This window comes from Bradyrhizobium sp. 1(2017), assembly GCF_011602485.2.
Taxonomy (GTDB): Bacteria; Pseudomonadota; Alphaproteobacteria; order Rhizobiales; family Xanthobacteraceae; genus Bradyrhizobium.
This window is the reverse complement of sequence record NZ_CP050022.2, coordinates 6,641,287-6,661,549: the sequence shown is the minus strand read 5'-3', so window position 1 is coordinate 6,661,549 and position 20,263 is coordinate 6,641,287. Positions and strand designations below refer to the sequence as shown.

General features: G+C 65.1%; 21 protein-coding genes. All 21 read left to right on the top strand.

Features of this window, described 5'->3' with window-relative positions:
• Positions 1 to 2: 2 nt before the first annotated feature.
• The 21 genes from HAP40_RS31625 (at position 3) to fliR (ending at position 20,260) form a co-directional block, all read left to right on the top strand.
• A complete protein-coding gene (locus HAP40_RS31625; protein WP_166813886.1) occupies positions 3 to 740 on the top strand; it encodes a MotE family protein in 738 nt (245 codons plus the stop codon).
• The gene (gene flgH, locus HAP40_RS31620; RefSeq protein ID WP_166813888.1) at positions 741 to 1,448 is read left to right on the top strand and encodes a flagellar basal body L-ring protein FlgH; all 708 of its coding nucleotides are present in this window, start codon (positions 741 to 743) and stop codon (positions 1,446 to 1,448) included.
• 42 nt (positions 1,449 to 1,490) lie between these two features.
• The gene (locus HAP40_RS31615; RefSeq protein ID WP_166813890.1) at positions 1,491 to 1,934 is read left to right on the top strand and encodes a flagellar basal body-associated FliL family protein; all 444 of its coding nucleotides are present in this window, start codon (positions 1,491 to 1,493) and stop codon (positions 1,932 to 1,934) included.
• Entirely contained in the window at positions 1,931 to 2,671 is a 741-nt protein-coding gene (gene fliP, locus HAP40_RS31610) for a flagellar type III secretion system pore protein FliP (RefSeq protein WP_166813892.1), read from the top strand. Before HAP40_RS31615 ends, fliP begins: the two co-directional genes overlap by 4 nt.
• 240 nt (positions 2,672 to 2,911) lie before the next feature.
• Positions 2,912 to 3,817 carry a flagellin gene (locus HAP40_RS31605; RefSeq protein WP_166813894.1) on the top strand — a complete coding sequence of 302 codons (906 nt, stop codon included), beginning with the start codon at positions 2,912 to 2,914 and terminating at the stop codon, positions 3,815 to 3,817.
• A gap of 270 nt (positions 3,818 to 4,087) precedes the next feature.
• A complete protein-coding gene (locus tag HAP40_RS31600; RefSeq protein WP_166813896.1) occupies positions 4,088 to 4,999 on the top strand; it encodes a flagellin in 912 nt (303 codons plus the stop codon).
• A 293-nt stretch (positions 5,000 to 5,292) separates the two neighbouring features.
• Positions 5,293 to 6,918, top strand: a complete 1,626-nt coding sequence (gene fliF, locus HAP40_RS31595) for a flagellar basal-body MS-ring/collar protein FliF (protein WP_166813898.1) — start codon at positions 5,293 to 5,295, stop codon at positions 6,916 to 6,918.
• The gene (locus HAP40_RS31590) at positions 6,915 to 7,601 is read left to right on the top strand and encodes a hypothetical protein (protein ID WP_166813900.1); all 687 of its coding nucleotides are present in this window, start codon (positions 6,915 to 6,917) and stop codon (positions 7,599 to 7,601) included. Before fliF ends, HAP40_RS31590 begins: the two co-directional genes overlap by 4 nt.
• 6 nt (positions 7,602 to 7,607) lie before the next feature.
• Positions 7,608 to 8,912 (top strand): MotB family protein, encoded by a 1,305-nt coding sequence (locus HAP40_RS31585; protein ID WP_166813902.1) that lies wholly within the window; start codon positions 7,608 to 7,610, stop codon positions 8,910 to 8,912.
• On the top strand, positions 8,909 to 10,093 hold the full coding sequence (locus HAP40_RS31580; RefSeq protein WP_166813904.1) for a chemotaxis protein: 1,185 nt from the start codon (positions 8,909 to 8,911) through the stop codon (positions 10,091 to 10,093). The genes HAP40_RS31585 and HAP40_RS31580 overlap by 4 nt, the downstream gene beginning before the upstream one ends.
• Positions 10,090 to 11,421: a flagellar hook-length control protein FliK gene (locus HAP40_RS31575; protein ID WP_166813906.1), complete on the top strand. Its 1,332-nt coding sequence runs from the start codon at positions 10,090 to 10,092 to the stop codon at positions 11,419 to 11,421. The genes HAP40_RS31580 and HAP40_RS31575 overlap by 4 nt, the downstream gene beginning before the upstream one ends.
• Positions 11,372 to 11,953, top strand: a complete 582-nt coding sequence (locus HAP40_RS31570; protein WP_166813908.1) for a transglycosylase SLT domain-containing protein — start codon at positions 11,372 to 11,374, stop codon at positions 11,951 to 11,953. The genes HAP40_RS31575 and HAP40_RS31570 overlap by 50 nt, the downstream gene beginning before the upstream one ends.
• A 90-nt stretch (positions 11,954 to 12,043) precedes the next feature.
• Positions 12,044 to 13,276 carry a flagellar hook protein FlgE gene (locus HAP40_RS31565; RefSeq protein WP_166813910.1) on the top strand — a complete coding sequence of 411 codons (1,233 nt, stop codon included), beginning with the start codon at positions 12,044 to 12,046 and terminating at the stop codon, positions 13,274 to 13,276.
• A gap of 34 nt (positions 13,277 to 13,310) precedes the next feature.
• The gene (flgK, locus tag HAP40_RS31560) at positions 13,311 to 14,789 is read left to right on the top strand and encodes a flagellar hook-associated protein FlgK (protein ID WP_166813912.1); all 1,479 of its coding nucleotides are present in this window, start codon (positions 13,311 to 13,313) and stop codon (positions 14,787 to 14,789) included.
• A gap of 3 nt (positions 14,790 to 14,792) precedes the next feature.
• Positions 14,793 to 15,839 (top strand): flagellar hook-associated family protein, encoded by a 1,047-nt coding sequence (locus HAP40_RS31555; protein WP_166813914.1) that lies wholly within the window; start codon positions 14,793 to 14,795, stop codon positions 15,837 to 15,839.
• A 68-nt stretch (positions 15,840 to 15,907) separates the two neighbouring features.
• Entirely contained in the window at positions 15,908 to 16,252 is a 345-nt protein-coding gene (gene flaF / locus HAP40_RS31550) for a flagellar biosynthesis regulator FlaF (RefSeq protein ID WP_166813916.1), read from the top strand.
• On the top strand, positions 16,252 to 16,662 hold the full coding sequence (gene flbT, locus HAP40_RS31545; protein WP_166813918.1) for a flagellar biosynthesis repressor FlbT: 411 nt from the start codon (positions 16,252 to 16,254) through the stop codon (positions 16,660 to 16,662). Before flaF ends, flbT begins: the two co-directional genes overlap by 1 nt.
• 15 nt (positions 16,663 to 16,677) lie before the next feature.
• Positions 16,678 to 17,091: a flagellar hook assembly protein FlgD gene (gene flgD, locus HAP40_RS31540; RefSeq protein ID WP_166813920.1), complete on the top strand. Its 414-nt coding sequence runs from the start codon at positions 16,678 to 16,680 to the stop codon at positions 17,089 to 17,091.
• A complete protein-coding gene (gene fliQ / locus HAP40_RS31535; RefSeq protein ID WP_027572776.1) occupies positions 17,088 to 17,354 on the top strand; it encodes a flagellar biosynthesis protein FliQ in 267 nt (88 codons plus the stop codon). Before flgD ends, fliQ begins: the two co-directional genes overlap by 4 nt.
• Before the next feature lie 75 nt (positions 17,355 to 17,429).
• Positions 17,430 to 19,511 (top strand): flagellar biosynthesis protein FlhA, encoded by a 2,082-nt coding sequence (gene flhA / locus HAP40_RS31530; protein WP_166813922.1) that lies wholly within the window; start codon positions 17,430 to 17,432, stop codon positions 19,509 to 19,511.
• The gene (gene fliR, locus HAP40_RS31525) at positions 19,508 to 20,260 is read left to right on the top strand and encodes a flagellar biosynthesis protein FliR (protein ID WP_166813924.1); all 753 of its coding nucleotides are present in this window, start codon (positions 19,508 to 19,510) and stop codon (positions 20,258 to 20,260) included. The genes flhA and fliR overlap by 4 nt, the downstream gene beginning before the upstream one ends.
• The last annotated feature ends 3 nt before the right edge of the window (positions 20,261 to 20,263 follow it).

Below are 20,263 nucleotides of genomic sequence, written 5' to 3'. Positions count from 1 at the left end.
CGATGCTGAAGGTGGATCACAAAGCCAAACTCCTCCTCGTTGCGGTCTGGACGCTTGCGGGCGCTTTTCCCGTGTTTGCGCTGGACGAGGCGAAGCCGTCGAAGCCGCTCAACCTGCTGTCCTTCGCGCGTGCCCGCGCGTCCGGATCGCAGAAGCCGGCCACTCCGGCTCCAGGAGAAAGCTCCATCCGTGCCACGGCGTGGGCGGCCGAAGAGTCAGGACCCGCGATCACCGGCGCCGTGCCGGCTGCCGAGGCGCCGGCGCCCGTCCGCGCAGCCAGGCCCGGCAGCGTCACGACCCCGCCAAAGCCCGCGACGCCACAGGCTGCCGTGCCCGTCGACAACGAGGTGGCGCTGTTCTGTAGCAACGTCGCCGATCCCGCCGTCGATGCACGGCTGGCCTGGCAGCTCAAGGAGCTGGAGAAGGCCGAGAGCTCGCTCCGCGAGCGCATCGCCGAGGTCGAAGCCAAGCGCGCAGAATATGAGAAGTGGATGGCGCTGCGCGACGACTTCCTGAAGAAGGCCGAAGCCAGCGTCGTCGAGATCTATTCGCGCATGAAACCGGAGGCCGCGGCGACCCAGATTGCCGGCATGGCGGACGAGACCGCCGCCGCCGTGCTCGCCAAGCTCAGCCCGAGGAGCTCGAGCGCGATCTTCAACGAGATGGATACGGCGCGTGCCGCACACCTTGCCGACCTGCTCGGCGGGATGCGTCGCGTGGACGACGGAAAGACCAAATAGATGAAGAAGCCGATCCTCATCCTCTCGCTCGCGCTCGCATCGGTGCCCTTGGCCGGTTGCTACCACGATCCGGCCGAAGTCCTGACCGGCCCGCTGCTGTCGCCGGTCGGCAGCGGCCTGCGGACGCAGGCCGACCCAATTCCGGTGACGCCGCGCATGCGCACGCCCGTCAGCTATCGCTCGACCTGGGACGACGGCACCGATCTCTACCGCGATCCCCGCGCCCGGCGCACCGGCGACGTCGTGACGGTGATCATCTCGATGCAGGACAAGGCCAAGCTCGACAACAAGACCGACCGCTCGCGCGATTCGCAGATCAAGTTCGGGCTCGACTGGCTGATGGACGTGGCCGGATGGAAAGACGCGGGTACGGCCAACGCCAATCTCAGCACCAACACCCAGATCAAGGGCAACGGCCAGATCGATCGCACCGAGGACATCAAGCTGTCCATTGCGGCCATCGTCACCGACGTCCTGCCGAACGGCAACATGATGATCAGCGGCTCGCAGGAATTTCGCGTCAACACCGAGATGCGCGTGCTCAACGTCGGCGGCATCGTGCGCCCGCGCGACATCTCGCGGGCCAACACGATCTCCTACGACAAGATTGCAGAGGCGCGCGTGTCCTATGGCGGTCGCGGAAATCTGTCTGACGTGCAGCAGCCTGGATGGGGACATCGGATCTATGACGCCGTGGCACCGTTCTGAGATCCGCGCCGGCCAGGCCGCGTCGCGAGGGCAGGGGACGTGATGCGCCTGCTTGCGGCCATCCTCGTGCTGACCCTTGTCGCGATCGGTGCGGGCGCGCTGGCCGGCCTGCATCTGTTTGCGGCGGCCGAGCGCGTCGCCGACGCGAAGAAGAGCGCCACACCGCCGCCCCTCGCCTCGAGCTACGCCGGCAGCGCGCGGCTTCGGAAGCTGTCCCCGATCGTGACCAACCTCGCCGCGCCGGCCAACAACTGGGCCCGCGTCGAAGCCTCCATGGTGACCGAGAGCATGAGCGACGAGGACGCCGGCATCCTGGCCGCCCACATCAGCGAGGACATCGTCACTTACTTGCGGTCTGCATCGGTTGCGCAGTTCGAGGGATCGCGCGGCCTCCAGCACCTGCGCGACGATCTCATCGAGCGCGCCAGTATCCGCTCCTCGGGCAAGGTCCGCGAATTGATCATTGAGACGTTGGTGATCCAGTGAGAGTGAGAGTCCTGCTGCTTGCGTTGACGCTGGTCGTGCTGCCCGAAGTGGCGCTGGCCCAGATCCCGGACCTCAATTCGCTGCTGCCGCCCGGAAACGGCTCGACCAGCGGCCGCATCGTCCAGCTGATGGCGCTGATCACGGTGCTGTCGGTGGCGCCGGGTCTGCTCATCATGGTGACGAGCTTCACGCGATTCGCGGTGGCGCTGTCGTTCCTGCGCGCCGGTCTCGGCCTGCAGACGACGCCGGCCAACCTCGTGCTGATCAGCCTCGCTCTGTTCATGACATTCTACGTGATGGCGCCGACATTCGACCGCGCCTGGGAGACCGGCGTCCAGCCGCTGATGAAGAACGAGATCTCGGAGGAAGAGGCCTATCTGAAGATCACCGATCCGTTCCGCGAGTTCATGCTGGCCCATGTCCGCGACAAGGATCTGCAGACCTTCGAGGCGCTCGCCGCGGAGAGCTTCCGCAAGAAGTTCGACGACAAGCGCATCGACATGCGCGTCATCATCCCGGCCTTCATGATCTCCGAACTGAGGCGATCGTTCGAGATCGGATTCCTCATCATCCTGCCGTTCCTCGTCATCGACATGATCGTGGCGACGCTGACCATGTCGATGGGCATGATGATGATGCCGCCGACCATCCTCGCACTGCCGTTCAAGATGCTGTTCTTCGTGCTGATCGACGGCTGGAACCTGTTGGCTTCCGGACTGGTGCGCTCGTTCTCCTGAAAGAACGCAGCCTGGCCGCGGCATCATGGTTAGCGGATGGTAACCGCAAGACCTCCGCTACAGCGATGATACTCAAGGCGATTTTAATCTGGCGGCAAGGTTCGGCGTGCTAGCAATGCGTCACGGCGGGTTGGACCCCACCCATATCAGTCCAAAGGCATGATGCCGCCCCTCCGTACCGGTGAAAGCCCGGTATGTCCCCTGATGAAAATGTAACGCGTACATAAAGGGACATTCGCAATGTCAAGCCTGCTCACGAACTCGTCCGCCATGACCGCGCTCCAGACCCTGCGGTCTGTCAGCACGCAACTCTCCACCACGCAGAGCCGGATCTCCACCGGCCAGCGCGTGGCCACCGCTTCGGACAACGCCGCCTATTGGTCGATCGCGACCTCGATGCGCGCCGACAACGCCGCGCTCTCCGCCGTCTCCGACTCGCTCGGTCTGTCGGCCGCGACCGTCGACACCGAGTATACCGCTCTGAACAAGGTCATCGGCGACAGCAACTCCGGCCTGACGAAGCTCCAGTCGCTGCTGGTCCAAGCCAAGACCGCCGGTGTCGACCGCAGCAAGATCCAGTCGGAAATCACCCAGATCCAGCAGGACATGAAGAACGTGGCCAGCGCGGCGACGTTCAACGGCGTCAACTGGCTGAGCACGACCGCCACCACGCCGGCGACGGTCAATCTGGTGTCGTCGTTCTCGCGCGTCGGCGCCACGCCGACCACCGGCTCGATCACCGTCACCGTCGCCAACTACTCGCTCTACACCGCGACCACGGGCGGCATCCTGGACACGGTGAGCGGCAGTGCGTCGGTCGACACCATCAACATCGGCGCGCTGACCGACTCGGCGGCCGACCAGACCACACTGGATGGCTACATCGCGCAGGTCACCGCGGCGATCGGCACGGTCTCCTCCGGTGCCGCCAACCTCGGCGCCATCAAGAACCGCATCTCGAACAACTCGGAGTTCGTGAAGTCGCTGATGGACTCGGTTGATCGCGGTATCGGCCAGCTCGTCGACGCCGACATGAACCAGGAGTCCACCCGCCTGGCGGCCCTCCAGGTTCAGCAGCAGCTCGGCGTTCAGGCGCTCTCGATCGCCAACAACAACAGCCAGAGCATCCTGTCGCTGTTCCGCTAAGTCGCAAGACAGTCCCGGCAGGGCCGCGCTTCTCGCGAAGCGCGGCCCCTTCGTTTTGCGCGACGTCGCTCGCGCCACGATTCCGGCCGTGCTGTTGCAGTCGGATCACGACGCCACAAGCCCCACACAAGCTTCGCTGGCTAGTCTTGCCGCTACGACCGATTGGGCTCACGCGCATTTCCGCAGCCCAAAGGCATGATGCCGCCCTGTCGTACCGGTGCAAGCCCGGTATGTCCCCAAATCCAATCTGCTTTCAAAGGGACATCGAAGATGGCTTCCAGCCTGCTTACCAACTCCGCTGCAATGACTGCGCTCCAGACCCTCCGGAATGTCAGCGCCAGCCTGCAGACCACCGAAAACCGGATCTCGACCGGCCAGCGTGTCGCGACCGCTTCGGACAACTCGGCCTATTGGTCGATCGCGACCTCGATGCGCGCCGACAACGCCGCGCTCTCCGCGGTGTCCGACTCGCTCGGTCTGTCGGCTGCGACCGTCGATACCGAGTACACCGCTCTGAACAAGGTCATCGGCGACAGCAACTCCGGCCTCACCAAGCTCCAGGCGCTGCTGGTCGAAGCCAAGACCGCCGGCATCGACCGCACCAAGATCCAGGCCGAAATCACCCAGATCCAGCAGGACATGAAGAACGTGGCCAACGCGGCGACGTTCAACGGCGTGAACTGGCTCAGCACCAACGCCACCACCCCGGCGACGGTCAACCTGGTGTCGTCGTTCTCGCGCGTCGGCGGCACGCCGACGATCAACACCATCACGGTGACGGTCGCCAACTACTCGCTCTACACTGCGACCACGGGCGGCATCCTGGACACGGTGAGCGGCAGTGCGTCGGTCGACACCATCAACATCGGCGCGCTGACCGATTCGACGGCCGACCAGACCACGCTCGATGGCTACATCGCCCAGGTCACCGCGGCGCTCAACACGGTCAGCCAGTCCGCCGCGAACCTCGGTGCCATCAAGAACCGCATCTCGAACAACACGGAGTTCGTGAAGTCGCTGATGGATTCGGTTGATCGCGGTATCGGTCAGCTCGTCGACGCCGACATGAACGCGGAATCGACCCGCCTCCAGGCGCTCCAGACCCAGCAGCAGCTCGGCGTGCAGGCGCTCTCGATCGCCAACCAGAACAGCCAGAGCATCCTGTCGCTGTTCCGCGGCTAAGCGGCGCTTTCGAAGTCGACCGTGCTCCCCGGGGAGCACGGTCACCGCCGTGAACGGCGGGCATGAGGGCGCCAGGCGTGCCGGTACATCGACCTCCCGACGTCAGACGCGATATGTCGCGGCCGTTCGAGCGGCCATCTTCCGGCTGTCCGTTGCCGGCATCGATCGCGTCACTGCAACTCTTGTAAAATTGCAACGCCTCGTCCGCGAACCGGCGAGCTCGCGTCCTCGCGCAACCTTCAGACAAGGTTGGCAGCGGAGTGTCGCCTACGTTCGCATTGCCACGAGGTCATATGCTCAGTCGCGCGCAGATACAGCAACTGCTCAACAATCTGCTGGAGCTCGGGCCGCGACGCCTGATGGCCTTGGGGTTGATCGGGTTTGCCGTTCTCGTCACCGTCGTCGGCGGCGCCTATTACCTGAGCCGTCCCGAGTTCGAGACGCTCTATACCGGCCTCACCCGTGAAGACGTGACGCGCATGGGCGCCGCGCTGCGCGAGCAGAACATCACCTTCGACGTCAATCCGGCCGGCGACGCTATCTCGGTGCGCCCGAGCCAGACCATGCAGGCGCGGATGCTGCTTGCCGAGAAGGGACTGCCGACCAGCGCCAATTCCGGCTACGAGCTGTTCGACAAGATCGGCTCGCTCGGCCTCACCTCGTTCATGCAGGAAGTCACCAAGCTGCGGGCGCTGGAGGGCGAGATCGCACGTACGGTGCAGCTGATGAAGGGCGTCAAGGCCGCACGGGTTCATATCGTCATGCCCGTACGCGGCTCGTTCCGCGCGACGCAGCAGCCGCCCTCGGCATCGGTCGTGCTGCGCACCGACGGTGCGATCGAGGCGCGCACGGCGCAGTCGATCCGCCATCTCGTCGCCGCCGCCATTCCCGGCATGAACCGCGACAAGGTGACGGTGCTGGACGCCGACGGCTCGATGCTGCTGGCCGAAGAGGACGAGGCCAGCGCCGCGCCGACCAAAATGGCGAGCCTGCAGAAGACGGTCGGCGGCATGGTGCAGGAGAATATCCGCAAGGCGCTGACGCCGTATCTGGGCCTCGACAATTTCGAGGTGAGCGTCGCGCCGCAGCTCTCCACCGACAAGCGGCAGATCAACGAGACCGTCTACGATCCCGAGAGCCGCGCCGAGCGTTCGGTGCGAAACGTGCGCGAGAAGGAATCCTCGCAGAATGCGGACCGCTCGACGCCCACCACCGTCCAGCAGAACCTTCCCGACCAGCAGGTGAATGCAGGCGGCGGCAAGAATTCCAGCGAGGACAAGTCCCGCCGCGAGGACGTCACCAATTTCGAGGTGTCGTCCAAGACCACAACGACGGTGAGCGACGGCTATTCGGTCAAGAAGCTCTTCATTGCCGTCCTGGTCAACCGCGCCCGTCTCGTCGCCGATCTCGGCGACAAGACCAACCAGGCCATCGTCGACAGCAAGCTTGCCGAGATCAGCCAGCTCGCGGCCACCGCAGGCGGGCTGGACAAGACGCGCGGCGACCAGATCCAGGTCACGGCGGTCGACTTCATCGAAGGCTCGCGCGAGCTGGCGCCGGTGCCGCCGATCAGCTTCGTCGAAATGGTCAACAAGCAGCTCGGTAGCGTCATCAACGCGGTGACCATCCTCGCCGTTGCCTCGATGCTGGTCTGGTTCGGGCTCCGGCCCGCGGTCAACGGCATTCTGACCCATCGCGCGCAGCAGGAGCAGGCCGAAGCGGCCGAGGTCGCCGAGCTCGAAGCCGCGGCGGCCCTTGCGCTGCCGGACAGCGAGGAGGCCGAGCTCAACCTCGTCGAAGACCTCGAAGGAAAGATGCAGCGAACGCCACAGAAGCGGCTGGAGCAGATCGTCCGGCTCGATCAGGCGCAGGCGGCAGCGATCCTTAAAGACTGGATGCGACGCGAGGAGGCGGCATGAACGCGGCAATCGGAAAACTCCTGACGCAGTTCGACGCGAATGGTCGCGCCAAGTCGCCGTCGCCTCCGCCGGCCAAGATCCAGGACGTGCTGACGAAGCCGAAGGAGGTTCGGCATGAACCGCAACCTCAGCCGCAGGCCCATCAGCGGCCGCAGCTTCAGCCGCCGTCTCCGGCGCCGGAAGCCCCGCCAGTCAATCTGCTCGACGATGCCTATCGGCGCGGCCACGCGGCCGGTATCGCGGAAGGCGACGCCAGGCTTGCGGAGGAACGCGTCCGCAGCGCGATCCGGCTCGGCGAGGAGCGGGCGAAATGGTCCGATCAGCAGGCGGCGACGATCGTCAACGGTTTCGAGGCGGCCTGCCGCGAGATCGAGACCAATATCGCGAGCTCCGTCGCGCGGATATTGCTGCCGTTCCTCAACGAGGCGGTCCGCGACAAGGCGATCGGGTCGCTGGTCGAGCAGATCGGGGCGCTGACCATCAATTCGCCGACGCCGGCGTTCAAGGTCACAGGTCCGAGCGAGCTGCTGGACCTGGTGAAAGTGCAGCTCGATAAGACCCGGCGAACGGGCGTCGCGTACGAGACTGCCGACACTTTCGAGGTCCGCGCCGTGGCCGACCAGACCGTGATCGAGACACAGATCTCGGCATGGAGTGAACGCCTGAAAGAGGCGCGTCGGTAGTTCGCCATGAATGAGGTCAAGCCAGAGCTCGTGATCATCCGTCGGCGGAGCGCCTTCGCCGAAGAGCCGCATCATGGTGGCGTCTGGAAGATCGCCTATGCGGATTTCATGACCGCGATGATGGCGTTCTTCCTGGTCATGTGGCTGCTCAACGCACTCAACCAGGACCAGAAGCAGGTGGTTGCGAGCTATTTCAATCCGATCAAGCTCGCGGAGAACGCACCTGCTCCGAAGGGTCTGAAGGATCTCTCGAAGAAAGAGCCGTCGTCGTTCGAAGGCCAGGATGGCAAGCGTCAGCCGGCCGGGCCCAACGAAGAGCGTCGCGGCGATTCCCCGACTGCCGAGAAGCCCGCCTCCTTCGAAGAGAAGGTCCTGTTCCGCGATCCCTATGCGACGCTTGCCGAGATCGCCAATAGCGCGAACCAGGCCTCGGGCCAGCGGCGCTCCGGCGCGCTGACGTCTGCCGAAGAGGACGGTCTCAAGGGCGGCGACGCCTATCGTGATCCGTTCGATCCCAGCTATTGGAGGCTGGCGCCGCAGGCCGCCAAGGACGCGGATCGCATCATCGAGAGCGAGCCGAAGCCGAATGCGTCCGCGCGCGATGCGTCCGTCACCGTTCAGGGTGAACTGCAGGCGCGCCGTGCCGGGGTGGAGGATGCCGGCGGAAGCGTGGCGCCGAATGCCGACAGCCCGTCCGCGAGCCTGTCGCCCTTGCTGCCGCCGGGGCCTGCGCCGTCGCAAGCTTCGCGCGAAGGCAGCGCTCAAGCCACCGTTCAGGCCAATTCCGCCGCGCGCCTCAACAACACGACGAAGGAACCCGAGCCACGCGATGCGGCGCAAGCGCGGCAGCCCACCGTCAAGCAGCTTCAGTCAGCGATCGCGGACGCGCTGTCGGAGGTCAAGGCTGGCGCGGGACCGGTGGCCGAGGTGCGTCAGGTCGAGGATGGGTTGCTCGTCAGCCTGACCGACGATGCGAGCTTCGGCATGTTTGCGGTCGGCTCGGCCGAGCCGCGGCCAGAGCTCATTGGCGTGATCGACAAGATCGGCCCGCTGCTGACGAAGCGGCCCGGCGTGATCATCGTCCGCGGCCACACCGACAATCGCCCCTACAAGTCGGAGAACTACGACAATTGGCGGCTGTCGACCGCCCGTGCGCAGATGGCCTATTACATGCTGGTCCGCTCCGGCGTCGATGCGCAGCGGATCGAGCATGTCGAAGGTTACGCCGACCGGCGGCCGAAGCTGCCGAACGACCCGGCGGCCGCGCAGAATCGCCGGATCGAGATCCTGATCCGGGAGAAGCGCCCGTGACCAGGCCGCTCGTCCGCGCCGCCCTGTTGATGCTGTTGCCGTTCGCGGCGGCAAGTGCGTTTGCGGAGCCGGCGGCGCCGTCCGGCGAGCAGCCCTATGAGCTCGTGCGGTCGCTGCAGGCCGTGCAGGATGGCATCGCCAACGGTGACACTGCGGCCCATGGCAACCACCTCGCGCTGATCCGGCAGGTCGGCGAGAAATTTCTCGCCGCCGATGCGGGCGTGTGGAGCAATCCGCAAAACGGCCAGGCCGTCGTCATCTATCTCCTCAGCGGCGGCGCGCCGCAACTCGTCCGCAAGCTGCCGCGCGACAGGATGAACATCGACGAGCGGCTGTTCAATGGTGCGCTCGCCTATGTCGAGGGCCGCCAGGAGGAAGCGCGCGAATTGCTCAAGGACGTCAAGCCGCGCGCGATTCCCTCCGGCCTGGGCGGTCAGGTCGCCCTTGTCCAGGGCGCGCTGTTCGCGCGCTCCGAGGCCTCGTTCGCGATCGAGCGCCTCGACGATGCGCGCCTGCTCCTGCCCGGCACCCTGGTGGAGGAGGCGGCGCTGCGGCGCGAGATCCTGCTGGTCGGGCAGGCGGAGGACTTCGACAAGTTCGAGTTTTTGACGCTGGCCTATATCCGCCACTATCGCAATTCGATCTATGCCGGTGATTTCTGGCAGCGCTTCTCCACGGGCCTGACGCAATCGAGCCTGGCGCTCGACGAGCGTCGTTTTGCGCGAATCGCGACGCTGCTGGAGCAGATCGACCGCGCGAGCCGCCTCAAGCTCTATCTCGTGATCGCGCGCGCCGCGATGCTGCATGGGCGACTGGCCGTGACCCGGCGCGCCAGCGAGCGTGCGCTGACGCTCAGCGCCGATGCGTCGGCGGACCGCGAGCGCGCGCATCTGTTCCGTGGCGCTTCGCGGGCGCTCACTGACGAGCACGACGGCGGTCTCGCCGAGCTGAAGGCACTCGACCGGTCGAAACTGCCCGAGCGCGACGTTCCCCTCTTGAATGCAGCGGTGCAGCTCGCACTCGACATCCGCAAACCGTTCGCCGCAGCATCTGCAGCGACAGCCGACAAGCCTCCGGCCACGCCGGCGCGTCTCGACCTCGCGGCATCCAGCGCCGCCATCGCGCGTGCGCGGAAGCAACTCGGCGAACTCGAACTCCTCGCCAGGGATCGCCGTCCATGACCAAGCTCAGCGGAACCTCCGGACAGCCTTTCTCGGGTCTCGCCGAGAGTCTCAATATTCGCAGCGGGTCGCGCGCGGCAAAGGGCACCGGTGCAAAATCTCAGGCGGAGTCGTCGTTCAACGATCTGCTCCGCAACGTCTCGAACCTGGCGAAGAAGGCGCTGAGCGATGCCGGCAACGACACGGGCATGAAGGCCGAGCCGGTGCGGACGCGCCTGGCGCGCACGGCTGACGAGGACAAGACCAGGAGCGAGACCGTTCACGAACGCGCCGAGGCGATCGACGAGCCCAAGTCCAGTCACAAGCCGTCCGACCAGAAGGCCGACACATCGGCGGAAGGTCCGGCCGATCACGGTGCGAAAACGGACGTTTCGGATCATCCAAGCCTTCTCGCGATGGTTGGACAGGAACTCGCGGCGCCGTCTCCGGTGAAATCGCCGATGCAATCGACGGCGGGCGACAGGAAAGAGGCGGCCGCACGCGACGAGCGTCCGTCCGCGACCAGGCGAGATGCTCAGGCCGTGGACATTGCCAGGACCGGCGCAGCCGACTTGGCGCCATCCGCTGCCGCCCCGGCCGGCGCGCGCTCGCAGACCGCAGCCTCGCAGGTCGCCGCAACCGCACAGCAAGGCGGCGAAACATCGCCGAAGGCCATGCCGGCGGCTTCCGGCTTCGAGGCCGTCACGGCCAGTGTGGAGCGCGCCGTCAAAGCCTCGGCGCGGGATGCACTGCCAGAGGCGACCAAGGTGACCGTGCTCCAGCAGGAAACCCATCTGCCGCCGGCACAATTCAATGCGCCGCAACAGGTCGCCAACGCGGTTGTCGCCGAGCTGAAGGAATCCCCGACCTCCGCTGCGGTCCGGGATGCCGCGTCCCAGACCAACGCGCCGGATCAGCCGCTCAAGATCCTGACCATCAATCTCGAGCCTCCGGCGCTCGGCAACGTCACCGTGCGCCTGCGTCTCGTCGGCACCGAGGTGTCCGTCCATCTGGCGGCCGAACGCAAGGATACCAGCCAGATGCTCGACCAGCAGCGCGACTCGATTCGCGATCTCCTGCAGTCGGCGGGCTATGTCGCCGACGTCGCGCCCGTCCAGCACGGCTCGCTGGATGGATTCCAGAGCGGCTCCGGCCAGTCGCAGCCGCAGCTTTCCAGCCAGCAGCAGCCGCCGTCGCAATCGCAAGGCTCGTTCGGTGGCGCGAACACCTCGTCGGGGCAGTCGGAGGGCGAGGCGAAGCAGGCCCGGCACGAGCGCCAGTCCAACCAGGAGACGCGTCATGACCAGGACGTGGCGCCGCAGAATCGTCGCGGCCCTGTTTATCTGTAACGCGGGCGCTGCCGAGGCAGCTGCCGACGGCGCGCGCCCCTGCGAGCGCGAGATGGCGCGTGCAGCCCAGCGGCACGGCATTCCGCTCGGCATCCTCTATGCGGTCGGCCTCACCGAAACCGGACGTCGTGGCGCGCTGCATCCTTATGCGCTCGGCGCCGATGGCCAGACCGTGTTCGCCAAGGACATGGACGATGCGATTACGAATTTCGAGGCGATGCGAAGCAAGGGGATCAAGCTGATCGATCTCGGCTGCATGCAGATCAACCATTATTATCACGGCGACAAATTCGCCTCGGTGCGCGCGATGTTCGATCCGGCCCGGAACGTCGAATATGCCGCGCGCTTCTTGAAAGAGCTCAAGCAGCGCGAGGGCAGCTGGACCATGGCGGTCGCGCGCTACAATGCAGGTCCGAACAATCAGCCGGCGCAGAAACGTTACGTCTGTCACATCGTCGCTCATCTCGTCTCCAGCGGCTTTGGCGCCTGGACCGACAAGGCGCGCTCGTTCTGTCAGCCGAAGACGACCTGACCACGTGAAGTTGTGCATGGTTACCGACCGTCAGCCCCGCGCAAGCAACAACACTCATTGTAACTGCACCCTACCACAGGAGCCCAATCCATGAGCCTCTACGGCATTATGCGCACCGGCGTATCCGGGATGTCTGCGCAGTCCAACAAGCTGTCGACGGTCTCGGACAACATCGCCAACGTCAACACCACCGGCTACAAGCGGGCTTCCACCGAATTCTCCTCGCTGATCCTGAAGAGCGGCTCGGGCAATTACGACTCCGGCGCCGTCGAGACGACCGTGCGCTACGCCATCAGCGACGCAGGACATACCCAGTTCACCACATCGACGACGGACCTTGCCGTCCAGGGCAACGGCTTCTTCGTGGTGTCGAACGCCGACAACACCCAGCAATACCTGACGCGCGCCGGTTCCTTCGTGCCCGACAGCGAGGGCAATCTGGTCAACGCGGCCGGCTATTATCTTCTGGGCCAGCCTGGCCTCGTGACCAATTTCTCGCAGAACAGCCTGGCGGGAATGCAGATCGTGAACATCGCCCAGGTCTCGCAGGTGCCGGTCCCGTCGACGGCGGGGACGCTGACGACCGGCAATCTGGATCCGAAGGCCGCGGTGATCGCCGGTCCGCCGGGCCCGGCATCCTACTCGTCGAAGAGCTCGATCGTCGCCTACAACAATATCGGCCAGGCCGTGACGCTCGATGTCTACATGTCCCACACCGCGACGGCCGCCGGCTCGGATACCTGGCAGGTCCAGGTCTATGATTCCGCGACCGGCACGTCGCTCGGCGCGGCCACCACCTTCACCTTCGACACCACGGCGGCCGGCAAAGGCGCGCTGGCGGCGGCGAGCCCGACGGGCCTCACCGTGACCGTCCCGGGCGGCGCGGCGCTGACCATGGACCTGTCGAACATGACGCAGGTCGGAGCCGACTTCAGCTTCAAGGCCACCGTCAACGGCAGCGTCCCTGCGGCCATCGACAAGGTCGACGTCGACGAGGCCGGCCATGTGACGGCCATTCTCAAGAACGGGCAGCAGCTGACGCTGTACACGATCATGCTTGCCGATGTCGCCAGCCCCGACAATCTGACACCCGAGCCGGGCAACGTCTATTCGACCAACATGAACTCCGGCAACGCGCAGGCCGGCAACGCTGGCACCGGCGGACTCGGAACGATCCAGTCCGGCGCGCTGGAGGACTCCAACGTCGATCTCGCGGACGAACTCACCGGGATGATCGAGGCGCAGCGCGGCTTCACCGCGAACTCGAAATCGTTCCAGACCGGCGCCGACCTGCTCGACGTCGTCGTCAATCTGAAGCGCTGAATCCTCGAGCGCTCATCCCGGGCAAGAGCAGATCATGTCCCTTACCGCCGCTCTCGATTCCGCCCGCGCCTCGCTCATGGCGTCGGGCATCCAGTCGTCGACGATCTCGCGCAACATCGCCGGTGCCAGTGCGACCGGCTATTCGCGCAAGATCGCCGTGCTGGACAACCTTCCCGGCACCGGCGTCTATGTCGCGGCGATCCAGCGCGCCGCGAGCGGCGGCCTGTTCACGAACGTTCTCACCGCGACGTCGGCCTCGGCCAAGCAGGGCGTGATCTATGACGGTCTCCAGAAGATCGCGGCCTCGACGGTGGACGATCCCGAGCTCGAGCAGTCGCCGACCGCCCAGCTCACCAAGCTGAAGCAGGCGCTCCAGCAATATGCGAACTCCACCGACAACGCGACCCTGGCGCAGTCCGCGGTGACGTCCGCCAAGGACATGGTGGCGAACCTCAACCAGGCGACCAAGACCGTGCAGTCCGTCCGGGAGGGTGCGGACGCCGACATGGCGACGTCGGTCGCCAACATCAATCAGCTGCTCGCCCAGTTCGACAAGGTCAATACCGCGATCGTGAAGGGAACGATCTCCGGCGACGACGTCACCGACTATCTCGACCAGCGCGACAACATCGTTTCGAAGTTGTCAGAGGAGGTCGGTGTCTCGATGTCGCTCCGGGCCAATGGCGATGCGGCGCTCTACACCGACAGCGGCGTCGTGCTGTTCGACAAGACGGCGCGAACGGTAAGTTTCGCAGCGACCAACGTCTATACGCCCGGCACCACCGGCAATGCGGTCTATATCGACGGTGTCCCGGTCACGGGAGCCAACTCGGTGATGCCGCTCAAGACGGGCAAGCTCGCCGGCCTCGCCGAACTGCGCGACAACGCCACGGTCACGTACCAGAGCCAGCTCGACGAAATCGCGCGCGGCCTGATCGACGCCTTCAGGGAGAGCGATCAGTCAGCCACCCCCACGCTGGCCGACAGGCCGGGCCTCTTCACCTATCCCGGTGCGCCGGCAATGCCCGCGAGCGCCACCATCTCGGTCGGCCTTGCCGGTACCATCAGTGTCGCTGCATCGGTCGATCCCGCGGCGGGCGGCAATCCGAACCTGCTGCGCGATGGCGCGATCAGCGGCAACGCCGCCTTCAACTACAACACGACCGGCAATGCCGGTTTCTCTGCGCGGCTCCAGCAGCTCATCAACGAGATGGACGCGCCGCAGCCATTCGCCGTCGCGGCGCAGGCCAAGCCGAGCGGCAGCGTGATCGAGTTCGCCTCGTCCTCGGCGAGCTGGATCGAAAGCCAGCGCAAGACCGCGGACGACAGCGTCCAGTACCAGAACACGCTGCTCGACCGCAGCACGGCAGCGCTGTCCAACGTCAATGGTGTCAACATGGATGACGAAATGGCGTTGATGCTTCAGGTCGAGCGTACATATTCGGCATCCTCGAAGATCATTTCCACCGTCGACGAGATGTTGCAGAGCCTGCTGGCCGCCGTGGGGAATTAAGTCATGATGAGCGCGAACTACATCTCGACCCTGATGCTGTCCTCGGCCTTGAGGTCCTCGATCACGAACAATCAGGCCGCGCTGAGCAAGGCCTCGAAGGAGGCGACCACCGGCCGTTTCGCCGACGTCGGCCTCGAGCTCGGCACGGGCACGGGCCGCGACGTGAGCTTACGCTCCGAGTTCAATTTCGCCGACCAGCTGGTCGACACCAACGAGCTCGTCGCGGGCCGCCTCGACGTGACCCAGAACCGGATCACCCAGCTCGGCAAGACCGCGTCGGAGTTCCTCAAGAACCTGATCGCGGCCCGCGATGCTGACAGCGGCGCGAAGATCATCCTGCCGAGCGCGTCGGCAAACCTGCAGGACCTCATCGGCGCGCTCAACGTCTCCTACAACGGAGCGTACCTGTTCGGCGGCATCGATACGCAGACTGTGCCGGTCACGAACTATGTCGCCGGCTCGGCCAGCAAGAACCAGGTCGACGCCGACTTCCTGGCGAGCTTCGGCTTCCCGCAGTCGTCGGCCAGCGTGAGCACCATCACGCCGGCGCAGATGCAGAATTTCCTCGACAACACCCTCGACACCGAATTCGCGAGCCCGGCCTGGAACGCCAACTGGTCGTCGGCCACCGACCAGACGCTGTCGAGCCGAATCTCCACGACCGAGGTCGTCGACAGCTCCGTCAGCGCCAACCAGCCCGGCTTCCGTAAGCTGGCCGAGGCCTACACCATGCTGACCGATCTCGGGAACACGAACCTGAGCAAGGATACGTTCCAGGTCGTCGTCGATAAGGCCATCAGCCTCGTCGGCGGTGCCATCAACGATCTCGCCGTGCTCGGAGGCACTGTCGGATCGATCCAGCAACGCGTCACCGGCGCGACCGAGAAGTTGAAGATCCAGAAGGACATCCTCAACGACCAGATCGTCAAGTTGGAGGCGGTCGATCCGACCGAGGCTTCGGTCCGGGTCAACACCTTGCAGACCCAGATCCAGACGGCGCTCGCGCTCACCTCGCAGCTCCAGAAGATCAGCCTCATCAACTATCTCTGAGCCAACGCCTGCTGGTCAGGCGCGCAACTTTCGTTTTGTCATTCGGTCTCCCGTGCAGAGTGGTTCAGATGACGTTTGAAGCCTATGAAGCGGTCGTCGACGAGAGCGGCCATGAAGCGCGAGGCCGCGAGCGGCAGGCGCTCAGTCTCGGCATCGACCGGCTCGAGCGGATTCAGCGAGACGTCTTCCGCCTCGAGGATCTGGTCGAGAGCCTGCTCTATGTCCGGCGGCTGTGGACGATCTTCATCGAAGATCTCTCGCATCCGGAAAACGGACTTCCGGACAAGCTGCGGGCCGAGATCATCTCGATCGGCCTGTGGGTCGTCAAGGAGGCCGACCGGCTTCGCGAAGAGAAGTCGAACGACGTGATGCAGCTGATCGAAATCAACCGCCTGATCCGAGACGCTCTTTGATGAAGATCTCCTTGCGCGCCGGCGAACGGATCTACATCAACGGCGCGGTGCTGCGCGTGGACCGTAAGGTCTCCGTCGAGCTCGTCAACGACGTGATGTTCCTGCTCGAAGGGCAGGTCATGCAGGCCTCCGACGCCACCACGGCGATGCGGCAGCTCTATTTCATCGTGCAGCTCATGCTGATGAACCCCACCGACGTCCGGGACGCGTCAGTGCTGTATGCGCAGCATCACGCCGCCCTGGTTGCGGTGTGCGAGAGCCGCGAGATGCTCGACGGCCTTGCCGCGGTCGACGAGCTGGTCGAAACGACCCGCTACTTCGAGGCACTCAAGCGGATCCGGGCGCTGTTCCCGGTGGAGCAGGCCATCCTGGCCGGTGCCGCGACCCATTCCCCATTCGAGGCTGCCTGACAGCGGAGAGGCTAGATGAACGTCACCAGCGCCACCGACACGACCAGCAAGTCATCCAGCTCGACCACGACAACGTCGAGCAACAGCGTCGACTACAACACGTTTCTTCAGCTGCTCGTCGCCGAGATGAAGAATCAGGATCCGACCAATCCGATGGATACCGCGCAATATATGAGCCAGTTCGCGCAGCTGTCGACGGTCGAGCAGGCCATGCAGACCAATTCGAAGCTGGACGCGCTGCTGTCCTCGCAGTCGCTGTCGCAGGCCAACGGGCTGATCGGAAAGACCGTCAGCTTCACCGATTCGACCGGCGCGAGCTTCAGCGGCAAGGTCATCTCGGTCTCCATCAACAGCGACGGCTCCATCGCAACCCTCGAGAACGGCACCAAGGTCGCGGTCGGCCCCGGGCTCACGATCAGTCAGTCATGAACGAGCGGGACGCCCTCGACATCGTCCAGGCCGCGATCTGGACCATCATCGTCGCCTCCGGGCCCGCGGTCGGGGCCGCGATGCTCGTCGGCACCGTCATTGCGCTGATCCAGGCCCTGACCCAAATCCAGGAGGTGACGCTGACCTTCGTCCCGAAGATCATCGTCATTCTCCTCGTGGTCGCCGTTTCAGGCTCGTTCATCGGCGCCCATCTCTCCACCTTCACCGAGATGGTCTATTCGCGGATCGAGCACGGCTTCTGATCGCCGAGGCCATCCACCACCCTCGCGTAAGCTTTGCACGGCAGATTGCGACCCGGACCCTTCTGCCGGTGACCCATGGCCGATACGTTAACTGCTAGCCTGCCCAGCCCGCGCCGCCTCGGGGCGGACGCTTTCTTCGCGGGCGGTATCGTGGCCATGCTCACGATCCTGTTCCTGCCGATCCCGCCGATCCTGATCGACCTCGGCCTTGCCTTCTCGATCGCGCTCTCGGCGCTGATCCTGATGGTCGCACTGTGGATCCAGCGGCCGCTTGACTTCTCGGCGTTCCCGACCGTGCTGCTGATCGCGACGATCCTGCGCCTGGCGCTGAACGTCGCGACGACGCGCCTGATCCTGTCGCGGGGCGGGGAGGGCGAGCACGCCGCCGGTCACGTCGTCGCAGGCTTCTCCAAGTTCGTCATGGGCGGTGACTTCGTCATCGGCCTGATCATCTTCGCGATCCTGGTGACGGTCAATTTCGTCGTGATCACCAAGGGCGCGACGCGCATCGCCGAGGTCGGCGCCCGTTTCACGCTGGATGCCATTCCGGGCAAGCAGATGGCGATCGACGCGGATCTGTCGGCGGGCCTGATCGACGACAAGGAAGCCCAGCGCCGGCGCCGCGAGCTCGAAGAGGAGAGCGCGTTCTTCGGCGCCATGGACGGCGCTTCGAAATTCGTCCGCGGCGACGCCATCGCCGGCCTGCTCATCACCGCAATCAACATCTTCGGCGGCATCATCATCGGCGTCACCCATCATGGGCTGACGCTGTCGCGCGCGGCCGACGTCTACACCAAGCTCTCCGTCGGCGATGGCCTGGTGTCGCAGATGCCGGCGCTGATCGTGTCGCTGTCGGCGGGCCTCCTGGTCTCCAAGGGCGGCACCAGGGGCTCGGCCGAACAGGCGGTGCTGCGGCAGCTCGGAGGCTATCCGCGCGCGGTGTCGGCCGCCGCCTTGATGATGTTCGTGCTCGCCTTGATGCCGGGGCTGCCGATGGCGCCGTTCGTGCTGCTCGGCGGTGTCATGGCCTTCGTCGGCTACTCCCTGCCGAAGCGCCAGGCGGCGCTGAAGCAGAAGGACGATGCGCGCAAGGCCGACGAGCGGGCCCAGGCCGAGGCCAAGGAATCCGTCAAGGAGCAGCTCAGGACCGCGGAGATCGAGCTGGCGCTCGGTGGCCATCTTTCGGTCCATCTGCTGGGCTCGCGCAACGAGCTCGCGCATCGCGTTGCCAAGATCCGCAAGAAGTTCGCCAAGCAGTACGGCTTCGTGATTCCCGAGATCAAGCTCAGCGACAATCTGTCGATCGACCCCAAGGGCTACCAGATCCGGATTCACGACACCCGCGTCGCCCATGGCGAGCTCAGGCTGGGCGAGGTGCTGGTTCTGGTCGACAAGGACGGCAAGCCCGACGTGCCCGGCGAGGAGGTGGTCGAGCCCGCCTTCGGCATGAAGGCGCTGTGGGTGACGGAAGCCTTCACCGACGAGGTCAAGCGCCAGGGCTGCAAGCCGGTCGACAATCTGTCGGTGCTGCTCACGCATCTCAGCGAGGTGATCCGGGCCAATCTCGCCCAGCTCCTGTCCTACAAGGATATGCGCGCCCTGCTCGACCGGCTCGATCCCGAATACAAGCGGCTGGTCGAGGATCTCTGTCCGTCGCAGATCTCTTACTCGGGTCTTCTGGCGATCCTGAAGATCCTGCTGGCCGAGCGGGTCTCCATTCGCAACCTTCACCTCATCCTCGAGGCGATCGCCGAAATCGCGCCGCATGTGCGGCGCTCCGAACAGGTCGCAGAGCACGTACGGACCCGTCTTGCCCAACAGATTTGCGGCGACCTCTCCGACAACGGCGTGCTGAACGTGGTTCGTCTCGGCAATCGCTGGGACCTCGCTTTCCATCAGAGCCTGAAGCGCGACGGCAAGGGCGACGTCGTCGAGTTCGACGCCGATCCGCGTCTGATCGAGCAGTTCGCGACCGAAGCCAGCGCCGCGATCCGCAAATTCACCGAGAGCGGCACCAGCGTGGTACTGGCGGTGACGCCGGAAGCGCGGCCCTATGTCCGGATGATCCTGGAGCGGGTGTTCCCGACCCTGCCGATCCTGTCTCATGTCGAAGTGGCGCGCAGCGCCGAGATCAGGGCGCTCGGAGCCGTATCGTGATCGCGGGCCTCGCCGACAGCGTGCTGGTGACCTTCATCGTGTTCTGCCGCATCGGTGCCTGCCTGATGCTGGTGCCCGGCTATTCCAGCGTGAACGTTCCGCCCCAGGTCCGCCTGTTCGTCGCGCTCGTCACGACGTTCGCGTTGACGCCGATCCTGATCGCGGTGTTGAAACCGCTCACGGACAACGCGGCGCCGCTGACGCTGGCGCTCCTGATCTGCTCCGAGCTCGTGGTCGGCAGCGTCATCGGGCTCGGTGGGCGCGTGTTCTTCCTGGCGCTACAGACCATGGCGACGGTGATGGCGAGCGCGATCGGGCTCAGCAACATCCCGGGCACGCCAATCGGCGACACCGATCCGGCGCCGGCCCTGGTGCCGCTGATCATGGCGGCGGTCACCACGCTGTTCTTCATGACCGATCAGCATTGGCAGGTGCTGCGCGGGCTGATGAACTCCTACGACGTCTGGCATCCCGGGAGCAGGCTCGGCGGCAGCGTGGCGCTCGACCTTCTCGTCGGGCGCCTGTCGGAAGCGTTCGTGTTGACGCTGCGGATCACGAGCCCCTTCATCGTCTATTCGGTCATCGTCAACCTCGCGGTCGGCCTGATCAACAAGCTGACCCCGGCCATTCCGGTCTATTTCATATCGGTGCCCTTCGTGCTGTTCGGCGGCTTCCTGCTGCTCTATCTCACCAGCGACGAGCTTCTGACGCAGTTCATGCTCGGTGTCTCGTCGTGGCTTGCGGAGTGAACG

Coding starts and splice junctions, on each gene's coding strand:
- HAP40_RS31585 (WP_166813902.1), top strand. CDS start 7,608: ATGAATGAGGTCAAGCCAGAGCTCGTGATCATCCGTCGGCGGAGCGCC.
- HAP40_RS31570 (WP_166813908.1), top strand. CDS start 11,372: ATGACCAGGACGTGGCGCCGCAGAATCGTCGCGGCCCTGTTTATCTGT.
- flbT (WP_166813918.1), top strand. CDS start 16,252: ATGAAGATCTCCTTGCGCGCCGGCGAACGGATCTACATCAACGGCGCG.
- flhA (WP_166813922.1), top strand. CDS start 17,430: ATGGCCGATACGTTAACTGCTAGCCTGCCCAGCCCGCGCCGCCTCGGG.
- HAP40_RS31590 (WP_166813900.1), top strand. CDS start 6,915: ATGAACGCGGCAATCGGAAAACTCCTGACGCAGTTCGACGCGAATGGT.
- HAP40_RS31555 (WP_166813914.1), top strand. CDS start 14,793: ATGATGAGCGCGAACTACATCTCGACCCTGATGCTGTCCTCGGCCTTG.
- fliF (WP_166813898.1), top strand. CDS start 5,293: ATGCTCAGTCGCGCGCAGATACAGCAACTGCTCAACAATCTGCTGGAG.
- flgD (WP_166813920.1), top strand. CDS start 16,678: ATGAACGTCACCAGCGCCACCGACACGACCAGCAAGTCATCCAGCTCG.
- HAP40_RS31625 (WP_166813886.1), top strand. CDS start 3: ATGCTGAAGGTGGATCACAAAGCCAAACTCCTCCTCGTTGCGGTCTGG.
- HAP40_RS31615 (WP_166813890.1), top strand. CDS start 1,491: ATGCGCCTGCTTGCGGCCATCCTCGTGCTGACCCTTGTCGCGATCGGT.
- flgK (WP_166813912.1), top strand. CDS start 13,311: ATGTCCCTTACCGCCGCTCTCGATTCCGCCCGCGCCTCGCTCATGGCG.
- HAP40_RS31600 (WP_166813896.1), top strand. CDS start 4,088: ATGGCTTCCAGCCTGCTTACCAACTCCGCTGCAATGACTGCGCTCCAG.
- flaF (WP_166813916.1), top strand. CDS start 15,908: ATGACGTTTGAAGCCTATGAAGCGGTCGTCGACGAGAGCGGCCATGAA.
- HAP40_RS31575 (WP_166813906.1), top strand. CDS start 10,090: ATGACCAAGCTCAGCGGAACCTCCGGACAGCCTTTCTCGGGTCTCGCC.
- HAP40_RS31565 (WP_166813910.1), top strand. CDS start 12,044: ATGAGCCTCTACGGCATTATGCGCACCGGCGTATCCGGGATGTCTGCG.
- fliQ (WP_027572776.1), top strand. CDS start 17,088: ATGAACGAGCGGGACGCCCTCGACATCGTCCAGGCCGCGATCTGGACC.
- HAP40_RS31605 (WP_166813894.1), top strand. CDS start 2,912: ATGTCAAGCCTGCTCACGAACTCGTCCGCCATGACCGCGCTCCAGACC.
- flgH (WP_166813888.1), top strand. CDS start 741: ATGAAGAAGCCGATCCTCATCCTCTCGCTCGCGCTCGCATCGGTGCCC.